Genomic DNA, 16,658 nt, shown 5'->3' with positions numbered 1-16,658 from the left:
CTAATTGTCGAAATGAATATCATTCATTATCTCTATTAGAAATTCGGTATCTTTTTGAAGAATTTCTTTCTTCTTTTCAGGGTCTGAGTAGTGATGTAAGGATTCATCTTCGATACATAATACATTGTTATAGTCGGCATTTTTTAATTCAATTAACACCGATTCGATATTTATATCGCCTTGAAATATAGGACAAACGTAGGTGTCATATTCCCAACCCACTTCACGATATATCTCCTGTGCAGTTTTTGGGTAAGCAATATTTTTAATATGGGTATGTTTTGTATAGGGAGCAAGCAATTTTAGTATTGTTTCCGTTTCTGATAATGGATAGCCTCGCCAGTAGAAATTGCCAAAATCTAATGTTAATCCAAACCGTGGGCTATCAATATTCTTCACAACAGCCCATAGGAAGATAGGATTATTGCCTTCACGTCCATGATTTTCAAGACCAAATTCTATCTCAGTATCATCAGTTTCAGCAATAACTTCAGAGAAAACATTTGTATACAACTCTACCTTTTTACCAAAAGTATACAAATGCTCTTGCTGAACCATTGAATCGATACGAATTACTTTTGCTTCCAGTGCCTCAGCAATATGAACAGCCTTTTTGAACCACTCTACTGATTTCTCAAACGATGCCATGCTAAGGTCGAACTCTGTAAGTAAGGCAGAAACAATAAGGTTTTGTTTTTGACATTCTTCTTTATATAAAAGAATTTGTTCATCTGTTTCTAATAACATTTCGCCATCGGATTCTAAATTAGCAACAGAAAAGTTGTTATTTAGCCGAAATTCAATATGATTTATATTGAGATATTTTGCTCCCTCTACAACGTTTGGAAATACCTCGAGTAGGACTGAATCACGAATGGCGATATACATAGCCTCATTCTCCTACCTATGTCTAATCGTCGTCAAACTCAAAACATTAGATGTATTATACACATTTTGGTTTGTATTTTATATATATTTGTTAGCCTATTTCCTCCCAATCCATATTAAATGCTTCAGCCACAGCCTTATATGTAATTTTACCCTTATATAAATTTATACCTTTACGGAGTGCCTTATCCTTCGCAATTGCCTTGTCAATGCCAAAATCGGCAATCATAAGACCATAACCTAATGTAACATTGGTTAATGCATAAGTTGATGTTCGAGGGACAGCACCGGGCATATTCGTTACACAATAATGTATTACATCATTTACACGATAGGTAGGGTTATCATGCGTTGTGGGTTTTGACGTTTCGATACAGCCCCCTTGGTCAATGGCTATATCAACAATTGCAGAATTTGGTTTCATGTTTTTAATCATATCCTTTGTGACCAGTCGCGGTGCTTTGGCTCCAGGAACTAATACGGAGCCGATTAACAAATCAGCCTGTGAGACTTCTTCTGCAATATTTGCACGGTTTGACATCAATGTTGTAACTCTTCCCTGCATAATGTCCTGAATATACCGTAGTCGTGCAGGATTAATATCAATAATAGTGACATGAGCACCCATACCCACAGCAATAGTGCAGGCATTGGATCCAGCAACGCCAGCACCTAAAATCACAACCTTTGCAGGTTTTACACCAGAAACACCGCCTAATAATACACCCATACCGCCGTAAGTGGCTTCTAAACAACGAGCCCCAACTTGCACAGATAGACGTCCTGCTACCTCACTCATTGGGGTCAATAAAGGAAGGGAACCGTCATCTAATTGAATAGTTTCATATGCCACACCGACTATTTGTTGTTCTAACAAACCACGGGTTAGAACTTCATTCGATGCTAAATGAAGATATGTATATAAGATTTGTCCTGGTCGACATAATTTTATTTCATTATCTAAGGGTTCCTTTACCTTAATTATCATGTCTGCCTGTTCCCAAATTTGTTTCGCAGACGAGATAATTTTTGCCCCAGCCTTACGATAATTATCATCGGGAATCCCACTACCCAAACCTGCTCCTTTCTCCACAAGGACCTTATGACCATGTGCTACAAAAGCAGAAACACCAGATGGAACAATACCTACTCTTTTTTCGCCCGGTTTAATTTCTTTTGGGATTCCTATTATCATGTTGTTACTCCTTTATAAACATTTATTTTTATATACTAAAATTTATAGTATAAATTTATTTCTTTTATATTATTATTTTTTACACTGGAATTCAAAATTAAATAGGTTAGGCTTTTGGTTCACCCAAGTCAATCCTTCCATTTATTGTATTTGCCCATAAAAGGGATTCAATGTCGTGGATATCTTTATGAATACGTTTATCAGGAGGAGCCGTTACAGGATAAACGAAGATATCAATAAACCCACGAAAACCGAAATAGATTGCCTTTCGCTTAAAACGATGTGAGATTTCAGGATGTAGGAAAACAAAGCGACTTAGAAATGTATCTGAGTTCCCTTTCCATTTTTTATAAATATACTCAGGGTCTTGCGGATACTCATACTTCCAGATAATATAATCTTCCAAATTGTATCTTGATATTTCACCAAGCAAGGATTGACGTGCAAAAGTGAGTTTGCGATGTACCCCTTCCATCGTTTTATATTCCCATGCTTCAAATTGTCTACTGTCCATAATATGTTTTAATGATTGCAATTTGGACAAATTGATATTTCCAGACAATTCTTTTTGAGGTTTTAGTTCCATAACATTATTCGTTTCTATATTCATTGTTTTGGTTTTAGTAAGGCTGTTATTCTTCGTTAATGTCTTCGTGTGTCTCTGAAATTAATCCGTATTTTTGCAGGCGATAACGTAGTGAGCGTGGTGTTAAACCAAGAATTTTTGCAGCTTTTTTCTGGGAATATTTAGCTCGGACTAACGCCTGTTCAATCAACGATTGTTCTACATTCTCTATAAATTTTTCCAGTTCAATTCCTTCTGGGGGTAGTTTAATCTTGTCAATGGTATCTTTATCTTTGTTCCCTGATACATTGCTAAGAAGAGATTGTTTTATTGAATCAGGGACGTGTGACAAATCAATATCAGACTCATGGTACAATGCAATAATCCGCTCTATAAAATTAGAAAGTTCTCGAACATTGCCAGGCCAATAATAATCTGTAAACGCCTCTATTACCTCAGTTGTAATTTTTGGAGTTGGTAAGCCCATACGAGATGAATGAAGTTTAAGAAAATGATGAATTAAAAGGGGAATATCTTCCCTTCGTTCTCGTAGCGGAGGAACAGTAATGGGAACGACATTTAAGCGGAAAAATAGGTCTTCACGGAATAACCCTTTTTTAACCATCTCCTCTAAATTTTTGTTTGTTGCAGAAATAATACGTATATCCACCTTTATCTCTTTTGTCCCTCCCACAGGAATTACCGTATTATTATCAAGAACACGCAATAATCGAGCTTGCAAATTTGACGGCATTTCACCAATTTCATCTAAAAATACCGTCCCACCGTTAGCCACTGCTAATAATCCTTCCTTATCTTCTATTGCAACTGTGAACGCTCCACGTTTATACCCAAATAGTTCACTTTCTAATAATGTCTCTGGGATAGAGGCACAATTAATTGCAATAAATGGTTTCTCGGCACGTGGACTTAATCTGTGTATTCCTCTGGCTATTAACTCTTTGCCTACTCCACTTTCTCCATAGATAATAACCGTGCTCGGGAGTTGTGCAACTCGATAAACCGTTTTTTTTATTTGCTCAATGGCAGGGCTATTTCCCACAATTTCTTCATAAGGCTTTAGTAGAAATCGCTCTCTCTTTAACCCTTCATTTTCCTGGATAAGAGCCTGTTGTTCAATTGCCTTCTTTACCCGTAGACAAATTTCTTCATTACTCTTGAATGGCTTTTGAATATAATCCGCCGCACCTGATTGCATTGCTTCAATAGCATTTTCAACGCTTCCATGGGCTGTAACCATTAAGGTAGGTAATGAGGGAGTATTTTCTTTAATCCATTTCAGCAATTTCATCCCTGCTTTTCGATCATTATCCATAACCAAGTCTGTGACGACAGCATCAAATGAACGTTGTTTTAAGAGATGGATAGCCGATTCAACATTTTCAGCGGTTTCACAATAAAAACCTCCGCGTTGTAGAATAATAGAAATAACCTCACGCATACTTTCTTCATCATCTACTACCAATACTTGTTTTTTAGTAAGCCCCATAATCGTCATTCCTTATATGTAATATATCATGTCTTTGTATATGTTCCTATTCTATTCAGTATAGCGTGGGAGACGAATTATCATCGTTGTCCCTTTTTTCGGATTTGAGATGACACGAATAGTTCCATCATGCGAAGAGATAATACGGAGACTAATTGTGAGTCCCATTCCAACACCTTGTTTTTTCTCAGTATAGAACGGCTCGAAAATTCGTGTAATTTTGTCTGGTGGAATTCCTACTCCTTCGTCCTTGAAATGAATTTCAATAGGACCTTTCTCTGTCGGAGACATTAGCAAAATAGTTAAAGTTCCCCCATTTTTCATGGCATCAATAGCATTTTGTGCTAAATTGCGGAACACCAGTAGTAATTGTTCTTTATCTCCTTTAACTTTGCAATGTTCGGTTTTCATTATGGTACGAAGTTCAACATTGTAAGTTGGTGTTGTAGGCAAAGTTTGTTTAAATTGCTCAACAAATTCTTCCAGAAGTTCTGGTAAGGATATTACATTTTTAGTTTGTATTGGTTCCCGAGCGAAATCGAGGAATGAGGTAATAATATAATTTAATCGGTCACATTCCCGAACAGCAATATTCACCAAGCGGTTTAATACCTCTGGCTCATTTATGCTATTTTGCATTTCCGCCACAGCACTCCGTATGGAGGCAACCGGGTTACGTATTTCATGGGCTAAACTTGATAATTGTTCTCCAATTGCCGCAAGACGGTCATGCCTCCGCAAGTCTTGCCGAATATGGTCTAATTCGCTTAAATCTGTACATGACGCAATCAGAGAAGCAATCCTTCCTTTTTTGTCAAACAATCGGTTAGTTGTCAGACCTATCAATTTCTGATTTCCTGAAGGGGTATAGATATAAAACTCATAACTTGTAAAATCACGATTTGATTTGAGAGCAGTCGTAATAGGACATTCAAATCCTTCAACAGTTCGTATTAACCCTTCCACATGGGCTCCAATAACATCCTTCTCTTCTACCTCAAAGATACTGCACCCCCCTTTATTTATACTGCGTATAATACCATTAGCATCTGTTATTAAAAATCCACTGTTCATATTATCAAGAATATCTTGTTGAAATTGTTTTAAAATCAAGACCCGCTGGTTCCAATAACCCGTTATAAATCCAGTGAATAAGAAGGCTATTGTCTGAATTAGAAATGGATACCAATGCTCAATCGATACTAAAGTTGAAGGTCCTTCAACGGCAAACTGAAACCCCATAAACAAAAAGGAAAAAATGGCAAATAAAAAGCCCTGATAAATACCGAGAAGAAACCCCGCCTCCATAATCACAATGACGAGAAGGAAAGTAAATGGACTATTACATCCTCGTGTAATACCGATAGTTGCACAGACAACCCCAAAATCTACAAACATTTGTGCCCATAATAAGAAACTTAATGGACGAATGCCCTTGTATATTTCAAACAAGTGCCATACACTTAGAATAAGTGCGACAATATAAATAGGAAGGAAAAAATAAATTTGCGGTTTTGTTAAATAGAAATAAAATCCTGATGTGACAATAAATAAAACAAAAATCCTGCCCATACCAACAATCCATAGCCAATGGACAGGACCTTCATATACTTGTCGTTTAGGTAGAATATCTTTACGGGATTTCACCCCGTAGCACCTCCTCGTTCAATAAGATTTAATAACCCTTCTGGATTGGGACTTCGCTTAAATGCGAGGTCTTTCGTAATAAGCCCTCTCCGATACAAACGATATAAGGATTGGTTCATGGTCATCATCCCCTCTCCTTTACCTATTTCTATCATAGAAGGGATTTGCTCTAATTTCTGTGCACGAATAAGGGAGCGGATAGCAGGATTAGGCACCATCACTTCCGTTGCAAGTACACGTCCCTGGCCATCTACACGAGGGAGTAGTTGCTGAACAACAACCCCTTCAAGAACAAACGATAACTGTGTTCGTACTTGCTCTTGTTGCTCTTGGGGGAATACGTCGACAATACGGTTTATGGTTTGTACAGCGTCATTTGTGTGTAATGTTGCAAATGTTAAGTGTCCTGTTTCTGCCACAGTCAGTGCTGCTTGAATAGTCTCAGTATCACGCATTTCACCTATTAAAATCACATCTGGGTCCTGTCGTAATACACGTTTCAGGGCACTCGCAAAGGATTTTGTGTCTACATTAACCTCACGCTGATTAATAATTGACCGCCGATGTGAATGCAGATATTCAATGGGGTCTTCGATAGTGATAATATGTACATCTCGTTCAGTGTTAATTTTATCAATAAGTGCTGCTAACGTTGTTGATTTACCACTACCTGTTGGACCACATACCAAAACAAGACCATAAGGGCGATATGCAAAATCGGCGACGACCCTTGGAATTCCTAACTGTTCAAAACTTGTTATTTCATAAGGAATAGCACGCAATGCTGCGACCACAGAACCACGGTCACGATATACATTTAACCGGAAACGACTTAACTTTTCAACCCCGAAAGACATATCTAATTCTCGTTCCTTTTCGAACTCTGCAATTTGTTCTTCATTCATCACAGAATAGATAAGTTCCTGTGTCATATCTGGGGTCAATCGTGGATAGCCTGGCATATATTCCAATCTGCCATGTATTCGAATTACAGGAGGGACGCCAACAACAATGTGTAAATCGCTGGCACCTGCTTTTATCATTTTTTCTAAAAGTTCTCGAATCCCAAATGTTAATCTCATAATATTACCTCTTTTTGTTTTTAGTTGCGTTTTTATCTATTACTATGCCCACGTTATTAATCCTACTTCGAACTTATTTGCTAAATCAATATGATATGGGAACACACGAACTGAATAACCAGCAAGACCTGTTTCTTGACAGGGGATAAACCCTTTGAACCGATAAACATTGTTTTCTAACTTCTTCTCAAAAACCATGTTTACAGCATGCCCTTCGTGTATATCGCCATTCATCCCCAAATGTCCCACATACGCCTCCACAATCACATCTTTTTCATTAAGGGAATCAAGATAAACATCAGCTTCAATTGGTATTTCTGTTCCGACAGGGACATCTCCATGTGTTTCTGATTCCACACGAACAAAGCGGACATTATTCCAAACAGAACGGATTTTTTGCTTCCATGCGGATAATTCATAAGCACTTTTCCGATTATCTTTCCGAAAAGCAATCCGTCGGACTGATAGAGGTATATAAGCTTTCTCTGCATATTCCTGAACCATTCGGTATGTATTGAAAACAGGGCATATTGTCTTTATTGCTATTTTCATTCTTCGTATCCATTCCCTCGGTAAATCGTCAGAACTACGATTATAAAACATAGGGACAATTTCTTGTTCCAGAATTTCATAAAGAGCCGAACTTTCCACGCTATCTTGTTCCTCGGTGGACTCGTATGTCTCTCCTTTTCCAATGGTCCACCCGTTGGGTCCGAGCTCTTTTGCTTCACACCACCAACCATCAGGAATACTTATGTTAAGTGCGCCGTTAGCCGCTGCTTTCATACCGCTGGTTCCACTTGCCTCCATTGGGCGACGTGGTGTATTTAGCCAGCAGTCCACACCTTGAACCATGTATCGTGCTAAATTAATATCGTAGTCTTCTAAAAACACAACATGATTTCTTACGTCTGGGTCTAAAGCAAAATGGATTATCTGACGAATAAGTTCTTTCCCTTGAATATCTTGTGGATGTGCCTTCCCTGCTATAATTAATTGCACGGGCATTTGTGGATTTAACAATATCCGTTTTAATCTTGCAGGGTCTCGGAAAAGCAATGTTACCCGTTTATATGTGGCGAATCGTCGTGCAAAGCCGATAGTAAGGCATTCAGGGTCAAGGCACTCGCTTGCCGCATGGACTCCTGAGGGTGGAACCCCACGGTTAATGAGTTGTTTTACTAACCGACGACGAGCAAAGTCCACTAAACGTTCTCGTCGTCGTTCATGGGTACGCCACAACTCCGTATCCGGAATTTCATCAACATGGTCCCAAATTGAATGGTCTTCAGGACTGTTCAGCCATCCTGGCCCTAAATAACGGTCATAAAGGTCTGCAAGGTCCCTTGAAATCCATGAACGGATATGAACACCGTTTGTTATTGATTTTATAGGAATTTCATGAACGGGTAAATCTTTCCAAACTCGTGACCACATTTCACGAGACACTTCACCATGTAATTTGCTAACCCCATTAGCACCAGCACATAATTTTAATGCCAAAACGGTCATACAGAAGGGCTCTCGCATATCATTTGGGTCTTGTCTTCCTAAGGCAAGAAAATCCTGAAGTGTAATTCCTACATCCTGACAATACTTGCCAAAATAACGTTCTATCAATCCAGGGTCGAACATATCATTCCCAGCTGGGACGGGTGTATGCGTTGTGAAATAGCTCCCTGCCTTTACAGTTTCAACTGCATGGTTAAATGTTAGCCCTTCATTTAAGACAAGTTCTTTAATCCGTTGTAAAACCATAAACGCTGCATGTCCCTCATTTAAATGAAAAATAGTAGGGCGAATTTTCAGAGTATGGGCTGCAATAACCCCCCCCATTCCTAACATTATTTCTTGTTTAATACGTGTTTCTCGATCGCCACCATATAATTGTCCTGTTATAGAACGATCTGCAGGGGAATTATCTTCATGGTCAGTATCCAACAAATAGAGAGGGACACGGCCTACTTGGCATTTCCAAATATATGCATTAACCATCCGTCCTGGATATTCAACCTGAATTACTAATGGTGTTCCATCCTCTTTCATCACTTTTCCGATAGGCATATTATAAAAATCGTTCGGTGGATATAACTCCTGTTGCCAGCCATCCGCATTTAAATACTGTCGAAAATAACCCTCTCGATATAACATCCCTAATCCAACTAACGGTAATCCTAAATCACTTGCCGCCTTCAAATGGTCTCCAGCAAGCACACCTAAGCCTCCTGAATAAATATTTATGCTTTCATGGACACCGAATTCAGCAGACATATAAAGGATACGCATTTCCTTGGGGGCATGGAGATTCCGCTCAAAATAGGTATTTGTTTTCATGTAATCTTGAAGGCGTGAATACACACGGTCCATGTGTGTAAGAAAACTATCATTCTTTGCCAGTTCATCTAATTTCTTCTGCTTTATTTTCCCTAAAAGTAATCGTGGATTTTGACCACATTCTACCCAAAGGTCTCTATCCATACGGAAAAACAAATCTATCGCCTCTGGGTTCCAACACCACCACAAGTTATTGGCTATTTCTAACAACTTCCCAAGTCGTTCGGGAAGATTGGGAATAACGTTGAACTTAAAAATATTACGCACTAATATTACTCCGTCCTTTTATAAATTTGTTTTTTATTTATGTAATATTAAATATGTTAATATATGGTAAAGGATAAAATATCATAACAAAAATCACACTTAAAAGTATAGAAGGAATTAAATATGAAAGAACAACATAATCACACCAATCACACATCTAATTGCAGTTGCTGTGGTATTTCCCGCAGATGTTTTCTCGCTTCAAGTACCGCTATGGGTTTGGCAGTCCCATTATTGTCCTCCGCACAAATGGAATTTCCAACGGATAGTGAATTGAAGCAACCATTAAACTTAGGTGATTTTCGTCCAAAACCACCTGTGCGTATTGTAGGTGTCGTTATCCGTGAAAAACTACCTTATTGGTTAGGTTGGCCTGGTACTTCGTATGATGTCGAAGGAAAACGTAAAGAATTTGAGCAAGCCTTTATTAATTCTGCAAGCAAAGTTGGTGTACAATTCGAAATGTTGCCAGACCCCATTGAGGATGACAATGCATTAGAAAAGTTTATCAATCAAATGGCTACAGAGAAGCCAGATGCTATCCTTGTTCATGTTCAGCATTTGTATGAATGGGGTAGAGTAGATAAAATGCGGACCGCAAAGGTTCCAATGATTATTTGGGCTCCCCTTGGTACAGTATTTACAACCCAGGTTCATGAATTGGCACGTCGCGAAGGTGTTTGTTTATTGTCAACACTGGATACAAGTTGCCTTGAACAGGCAATGCGTATGGTGCGGGCAAAAAAACAGTTTGAAAATACCCGTATATTAGTTGTACATGGAAATGAACGAAAAGATGAAGTTATTGACCGATTTGGGACAAAGGTTCGTCATGTACCACGTGAAATGATGGAGAAAATGTTCGAACGGGTACCAGTAACAGAGGAAGTGAAAGAAGTTGCAGAAAGCATGAAGAAAAAAGCCCAGAAAATTGTGGAACCTACAGATGAAGATATGATTAATGCAGCTCGGAGTTATGTTGCGGCGAAGCATTTATTGCGGATGGAGGATGCTAATGCCATAACAACCGATTGCCTTGGCATGGTTACAATGAAAACAGTTCCTACGCCTCCATGCCTCGGTGCGTGTATCTTTCAGGATGAAGGTGTAACTTACGGCTGTGAAGCGGATATCTATGGGGCAATGTCGTTAATGTTTACCAGCTACCTCTTTGATAAACCTGGATTTATGAATGACCCAGTACCTGAAACGATAAAGAACGAATTGATTACAGCACACTGTGTCTGTGGAACGAAGCTCAATGGCTTTGATAAACCTTCAGAACCTTTTATTATTCGTTCCCATTCTGAATCAGCCCTCGGTGTTTCTTTGCAGGTGCTATGGAAAATTGGGCAACCAGCTACACTTGTTCGTGTACAAAATCCTAATGAACTTATCCTTGATAATGGAACCGTTACTGCAAATATTGATACTCCACCTGCGGGTGGGTGTAGAACCCATTTGTCGCTGAAAATGGATTATATTGAAGAGGCTAAAGATACACTCGGTTTCCATCAGGTCGTGTTTTATGGTAATCATCGGAGAGATGTGAAAAACTTCTGCCAGATGTATGGTATTAGGGTTATTCATTCGCCAGCTCAGGCAAATCCCATGATTCCAATGGAAGCATAAATTAGACAAATTAAAAACGTTCAATAATAGAGGTGGTTTATGCCACCTCTATTATTCTTGTTTATCTTAAAGGCTTGTGATAGTTTATGGACAATGAGAAAAAAAGTCGGTTTGGATATAATGAGCTACTATTATTATGTTTTTCTATCCTATTTGTCCTTGCTATCCTTTTTATTATCGATAAAATCTTATCGTTCCATTTAGTTCGTTCATTCTTACTGAATTACCATGGCAAAATTGCTCTAATATTTCCACCCCATTCCCAAGAAGAATTTATAACTACGGATTTTCACTATACTGTGCAAACAAATTCCATCGGTATTCGTGATAAAGAAATATCTATACCAAAACGTAATGATACATTCCGTATCCTTGTTTTCGGAGATTCATATACTTATGGTTGGGGTGTAAACATAGAACAAACATGGGTACGTTTATTAGAAAAAAAACTGAATGTAAAGCGACATAAAGTAGAAACGGTCAATTTGGGGAAACCAGGGGCTGACCCTTGGTTTTATTTAGAACTGGCACAAACAGCCATTTCTATTCTCGAACCCGACCTAATACTTATAGGACTACTACAAGGTGATGATTTATTGGCTACTTGTGCTAATAATTTCCAAACCAGAAAACCTAATCCCATTCCATTTGTTACATATCTTTATCCAAACATCACTCAACAAATAGAAAAATACATTTTGCAATATAAATTAATTCAACAGTCAAAACAATATTCTCCCCTACTAAATAATGCAGATAAAAACAAACAAGCATCTGTTAATTCCGCAAAGGAAATCCTATCACAATTGAATAGCGACGAACGCACAAGATTTGAGCAACTTGATAGTGATATACGCAATGCTTTTCTGGATGGATTAATCAATCCGTTTCTAATCTCTGTGGCTGTCAAGTATCCAGATTTAATTATGAACCCATTGAAAGAAAGTTCAGACCCATCAATAAAGCCTTGCATCGATAATCTTGTAAAAATTTTGCAAGAAATTCACCTTATAGCCAAGAAATCTGGTTCACCTATCATCGTTATTAGCGTTCCGCAAGGATTTTATGTAAATCAGCATAGTCTAAAAACAGCCGAGAGACTTCATTTTAAACTTTCACCTGAAGTACTTACCTCAAAAAACATAGATAACCATTTCCAAATTGCCTGCCAGGAATTGCAATTACCCCTTATTACATTAACAGATGAATTTCGTGCACAAAAGGATAACTCAGCACTTTTCTTTCCTATTGATGGCCACCTAACTGCAGAGGGACATAAGTTCTTTGCTGATATCTTGTCAAATAAACTTCAAAAATGGTTGGATAAAAATATTAACACAAACGAGTAATCTCACCTATATGTGAATCTATCATCTACTCCAAATTAATAACAGCAATATCATAAATTTGAATTTGAGGGACAACAATCTGGTACTCTTCCTGCTCCTGAATAATGTCTAATGGAATTTGTGATGGGACCAGATAACACGTTGCTATCTTTTTATCTGAAGGAATATACCTTTTGGGTATATGCAACCTGATTCCCTGGATAATAGGGACACTTTCAACCATGTGCCGTTCGGAACTCAAATACCCATTTACCCCACGATTGACAAGGTTGAGTAAGATTTGATTTTCCCGCTGTCTTGTGGTTAATTCCACATACCACGGGGACTCACGCATAATTAGAAGTTTGTTGGTACCAAATTCTCGCAACCAGAATTCCAGAAGTTGGCGATATCCAGGAACCGGATGAGATGCATAATATTTGAAAAATGGTCCATATATAGCCATAACAGCACCAGTGCCGACCTCCTTTATTGTTACAGATGGAAATCCAATCTCGTCTCTACCTTGCTCTTGATTATTCATTAAAGATGAAATTCCTTTCGCATTTATAACTCGTACCTTCTCATATTCTCCTGCAGTTGGCACAGCGGTTCCATCCGGTACTGGTAACCAACCCTTAACCTTCTCGCCAGTGCCTTCCACGCCTAACCAGTCTCCACATCGCTCAGCAAGGAAAGAACCCGAGATAATTAGTTTACCTCCATTTTCTGTGTATTGTTTTACAGCATCCATAACCGTATCTGGAACATGGGCTCGTTCCGGAATAACCACTATTGGATACTGAGAGATAACCTTTACTAATGTATCCTCATTCACAATATCGACAGAATATCCTAATTCCAGAAGTATTGTAACTGCCCCTTCAACAGGCTGAATGACTGAGCCATACTTTTGGTATAACGGCTCGTTCTCTTTGTAATAAGTTGTCTCACTATGAAGAACTGCTATTTGTGGTAATGTTTTTGTCTTAAAGCACCAGTTTTTCCGTTCCTTACAAAATTCGCCTGTTTTCGCTAATAAATCGGTATGCCAATCCACAAGCCGACCGGAACGTTTCGGATTATCATAAATAAATACAGACCCACCTTGGGACAAAACCTCTGATAGTTCCTGACACAAATGCGGAACTGTTTTCATAACTTTTCCGATACTCGAAGAATGAATGAAACTCCATGCCATTAAATCCCAAGGTTTACCTCGTGAAGCAAGAAAACGGGCCTCAAAACATGCCTCCTTTGCTCCGAATGAAGGCGTAAAATCACCGCTGAGATAATCTACATTTGCCTCAATTGCTTCCGGTTGACGCATAGTGTAAAGCCAATTGCTACAAACCATACAGGATGGTTTAACCTTATGAACAGACTCAACAATTTGTTGAACATGTTTCGTAAATAAACCTCTATGAAAGGTAACCCATGCTTCCCAATTCACATCATCTTTCTTCTTTGGTATTTCCTTTATTCCTGTTGCCTCTGTAAACTTCTGCTGACAACGTTCACACCAACACGGATAACTTGCCCAGTTCTCACCATCAATCCACATCCCATCAATATCGTATTCCTGTATAACTTCAAGCAACTGAGGTATCATTAGTTGAGTATCATAATCACTTGTTCGGCATGTATTATTGGTATCTAATGTTCCATCCTGCTTTCTACGTCCCCATTCCGGATGTAATTCTATGGCTCGTGTATCCCATACCCCAGAATAGTGTATTGATAAAGGGATACCCATCTCTTTTGTAACATTTCTCCATACACGCAAAGCATCATTGACAATACCCGGCGATGGTGAACCTACCTTTGTCGGATACCCTGTGTAACCCGGATGACCTTTGCAATCATATTGAACGTAGTCCGGTTTAACCTTCTCCAAAAAAGAACGTATCTGTTCTGCATCAACCTCTCTACCCAACTCTTTATCATTGGCATTTGGATGTAAATCAAAATGAATCCCGAAAAAAGCATCCTCATGCCAATTAGGTGTTTGAGACAATAAAAAACTCGTGGTTAATAGCAGAGAACATAATACCCAGTTACCCATAATTCATATCCCTTTCTTAATATAGTTATCTTGAAATTTACAAAAAAAAATATAAGTCATAAGTTTAAATCGTATTATAAATAAGGAAAAAGTGAAAATAAAAAACTGGCAAATAACACAAAGAAAATTCAACCACATTGGATTTGTGCCAAATTATTTAATACCCAGTTAAAAATTTAGATGATAATTAAATGTGAGACCTCTGAACAAGAGGAGTAAGTTTATTTTTATATGGTGATATAATATATTGAAAGTATTATTTAATAAACTTAATTTTTGAAGGATATAAGATATGCGTTGTCCATGTTACTTAGTATCTATTAGTCTTCTATCTATTTTCCTTAATGTTTGCTATGCGGGTCCTTTAGAAGATTACGTGAATATGCCAGACTCGTCATACACTTATTCAATAACAGCACAGGAAAGTTCTATTACTCATACATATTATGTGGTTGACCTTACTTCTCAAACATGGCGAAGTTCTTCAGAAGTGAATAGAACTTTATGGAAACACTGGCTAACAATTATTGTCCCTGCCACCATAACAAAAACAAAGGGATTATTAATAATATCTGGGGGAAACAACGGCTCCTCCGCTACTAACCTTAGGGATTATGCTCAGTATGTTGCTCTTATTACTGGTGCTCCAGTGGCACTACTGGAACAGGTGCCAAATCAACCACTTCGTTTCAAAGATGAAAGTTTCTCCCGCACCGAAGATGAGATTATTGCATATACCTTCGACAAATACCTGCAAACCTACGATGCTGGTAATCCTGATCCCTACTGGCCAGTGCTCTTACCTATGGTCAAAAGTGCTGTGAGAGCAATGGATACGATTCAGGAAATAGTTTTGGACAATCACAGTAAAAACATTACAGGCTTTGTAGTCAGTGGCGCGTCTAAGCGGGGTTGGACTACATGGCTTACCTCCGCAGTAGATTCGAGGGTTATCTCCGCAGTTCCAATGGTGATAGATGTACTCAGGATGGATGTTCAAATGGAGCACCACTATAAATGTTATGGTTTCTTTTCGGAAACTCTTGAACCTTACAACGAACTACATATATTCGAGCGAATGAATACCCCCGGTGGCTCTGCACTGCGAGCTATCGTTGACCCTATATCTTACCTTGAGCAATATACAATGCCTAAGTTTATCATTAACTCCAGCGGAGACGAATTTTTCCTGCCCGATTCATCTCGATTCTACTACCATCTACTTCCCGGTGAAAAAAGAATCAGATATGTGCCCAATACAGGACATAGTTTAGGTGATAACATAGATTTACAAACTGTATACCCATTAATCGTTTACTTTAACTCAGTTGCAGGTACAGGTTCCAGGCCATCATATTCTTGGGAGTTCTTGCCTGACGGCAATATCCAGGTGAAGGTAGTAACGACTCCAACATCTGTTACGCTATGGCAAGCGGAAAATCCAACTGCAAGAGACTTTAGATATTATGATGGTGCAGGTCCGCAATGGACATCCTCTACACTCAGTGAGACTACCCCAGGCTCAAAAACATACATTACCCAGATTACTCCACCCACATCCGGCTGGAAAGCATACTTTGTTGAATTGAACTTCAGTAATGGTTCATATATTTTCACAACGGATGTTGGTGTAATGCCGTATATGAGACCCTACGATGACCTCGACGAAGATGGAATTATGGACCCGGATGACATCGATGATGACTGCGATTGGATTCTGGATGAAGAAGACCCATATCCATGGGATAGCGATAACGATGGTATACCCAACTATTTGGACGAGGTAGACGACAGAGATCCATCGGAAATTCCGGATGATTGCTTAAATATCCCTGAGGATGTCATGGTCCCGTCGGTAATTGGAATGGATTTAGTTGAAGCAAACACTGCAATAATAGAAGCAAGATTGACAGTTGGAACTATTAACTACACTTGTGATGATCTGGTTCCCAGTGGACATGTGATTAGTCAAGAACCTGAAGCGGGGACAACAATTCGTGAAGGTAGCCCTGTAAATCTGTTCGTATCAGAAGGTCCCTGCCCGACGGAAGGCGAAGGTGTAGTAGAGGGAGAAGGAATGATAGAAGGCACTCCGGAGGGAGAGGGTATATCCGAAGGCGAAGGTGTTGTAGAAGGGACTCCTGA

General features: G+C 38.8%; 11 protein-coding genes. 3 read left to right on the top strand and 8 right to left on the bottom strand.

Going from position 1 to position 16,658, the window contains the following annotated elements:
• From PLJ10_10125 to glgP, 7 genes are all read right to left on the bottom strand, one after another.
• Positions 1 to 888 carry a sugar phosphate isomerase/epimerase family protein gene (locus PLJ10_10125; GenBank protein ID HOK10005.1) on the bottom strand — a complete coding sequence of 296 codons (888 nt, stop codon included), beginning with the start codon at positions 886 to 888 and terminating at the stop codon, positions 1 to 3.
• A 91-nt stretch (positions 889 to 979) separates the two neighbouring features.
• Positions 980 to 2,083 (bottom strand): alanine dehydrogenase, encoded by a 1,104-nt coding sequence (gene ald / locus PLJ10_10120; GenBank protein ID HOK10004.1) that lies wholly within the window; start codon positions 2,081 to 2,083, stop codon positions 980 to 982.
• A gap of 106 nt (positions 2,084 to 2,189) precedes the next feature.
• Positions 2,190 to 2,669, bottom strand: a complete 480-nt coding sequence (locus PLJ10_10115) for a hypothetical protein (protein HOK10003.1) — start codon at positions 2,667 to 2,669, stop codon at positions 2,190 to 2,192.
• Between the two features lie 46 nt (positions 2,670 to 2,715).
• Complete coding sequence (locus tag PLJ10_10110) at positions 2,716 to 4,158, bottom strand: sigma-54 dependent transcriptional regulator (GenBank protein ID HOK10002.1); 1,443 nt, start codon at positions 4,156 to 4,158, stop codon at positions 2,716 to 2,718.
• A gap of 51 nt (positions 4,159 to 4,209) precedes the next feature.
• On the bottom strand, positions 4,210 to 5,805 hold the full coding sequence (locus tag PLJ10_10105; protein HOK10001.1) for an ATP-binding protein: 1,596 nt from the start codon (positions 5,803 to 5,805) through the stop codon (positions 4,210 to 4,212).
• Positions 5,802 to 6,887, bottom strand: a complete 1,086-nt coding sequence (locus tag PLJ10_10100; GenBank protein HOK10000.1) for a type IV pilus twitching motility protein PilT — start codon at positions 6,885 to 6,887, stop codon at positions 5,802 to 5,804. The genes PLJ10_10105 and PLJ10_10100 overlap by 4 nt, the downstream gene beginning before the upstream one ends.
• A gap of 42 nt (positions 6,888 to 6,929) precedes the next feature.
• A complete protein-coding gene (glgP, locus tag PLJ10_10095; GenBank protein HOK09999.1) occupies positions 6,930 to 9,488 on the bottom strand; it encodes an alpha-glucan family phosphorylase in 2,559 nt (852 codons plus the stop codon).
• Between the two features lie 123 nt (positions 9,489 to 9,611).
• Here glgP and PLJ10_10090 point away from each other — a divergent pair, with 123 nt between their 5' ends.
• Both PLJ10_10090 and PLJ10_10085 read left to right on the top strand, forming a co-directional pair.
• On the top strand, positions 9,612 to 11,120 hold the full coding sequence (locus tag PLJ10_10090) for a hypothetical protein (protein HOK09998.1): 1,509 nt from the start codon (positions 9,612 to 9,614) through the stop codon (positions 11,118 to 11,120).
• Between the two features lie 86 nt (positions 11,121 to 11,206).
• The gene (locus PLJ10_10085; protein HOK09997.1) at positions 11,207 to 12,469 is read left to right on the top strand and encodes a GDSL-type esterase/lipase family protein; all 1,263 of its coding nucleotides are present in this window, start codon (positions 11,207 to 11,209) and stop codon (positions 12,467 to 12,469) included.
• Positions 12,470 to 12,494: 25 nt separating this feature from the next.
• On the opposite strand, the gene PLJ10_10080 is transcribed toward PLJ10_10085, so the two are convergent.
• Positions 12,495 to 14,513: an alpha-L-fucosidase gene (locus PLJ10_10080; GenBank protein ID HOK09996.1), complete on the bottom strand. Its 2,019-nt coding sequence runs from the start codon at positions 14,511 to 14,513 to the stop codon at positions 12,495 to 12,497.
• Between the two features lie 292 nt (positions 14,514 to 14,805).
• On the opposite strand from PLJ10_10080, the gene PLJ10_10075 reads away from it, so the two are divergent.
• On the top strand, positions 14,806 to 16,658 hold a 1,853-nt coding region (locus tag PLJ10_10075), incomplete at its 3' end, for a PhoPQ-activated protein PqaA family protein (GenBank protein ID HOK09995.1).

This window comes from Candidatus Hydrogenedens sp., assembly GCA_035361075.1.
Lineage (GTDB): Bacteria > Hydrogenedentota > Hydrogenedentia > Hydrogenedentales > Hydrogenedentaceae > Hydrogenedens.
Note: the sequence above shows the minus strand (reverse complement) of the source record. Positions and strands in the feature narration are given on the sequence as shown.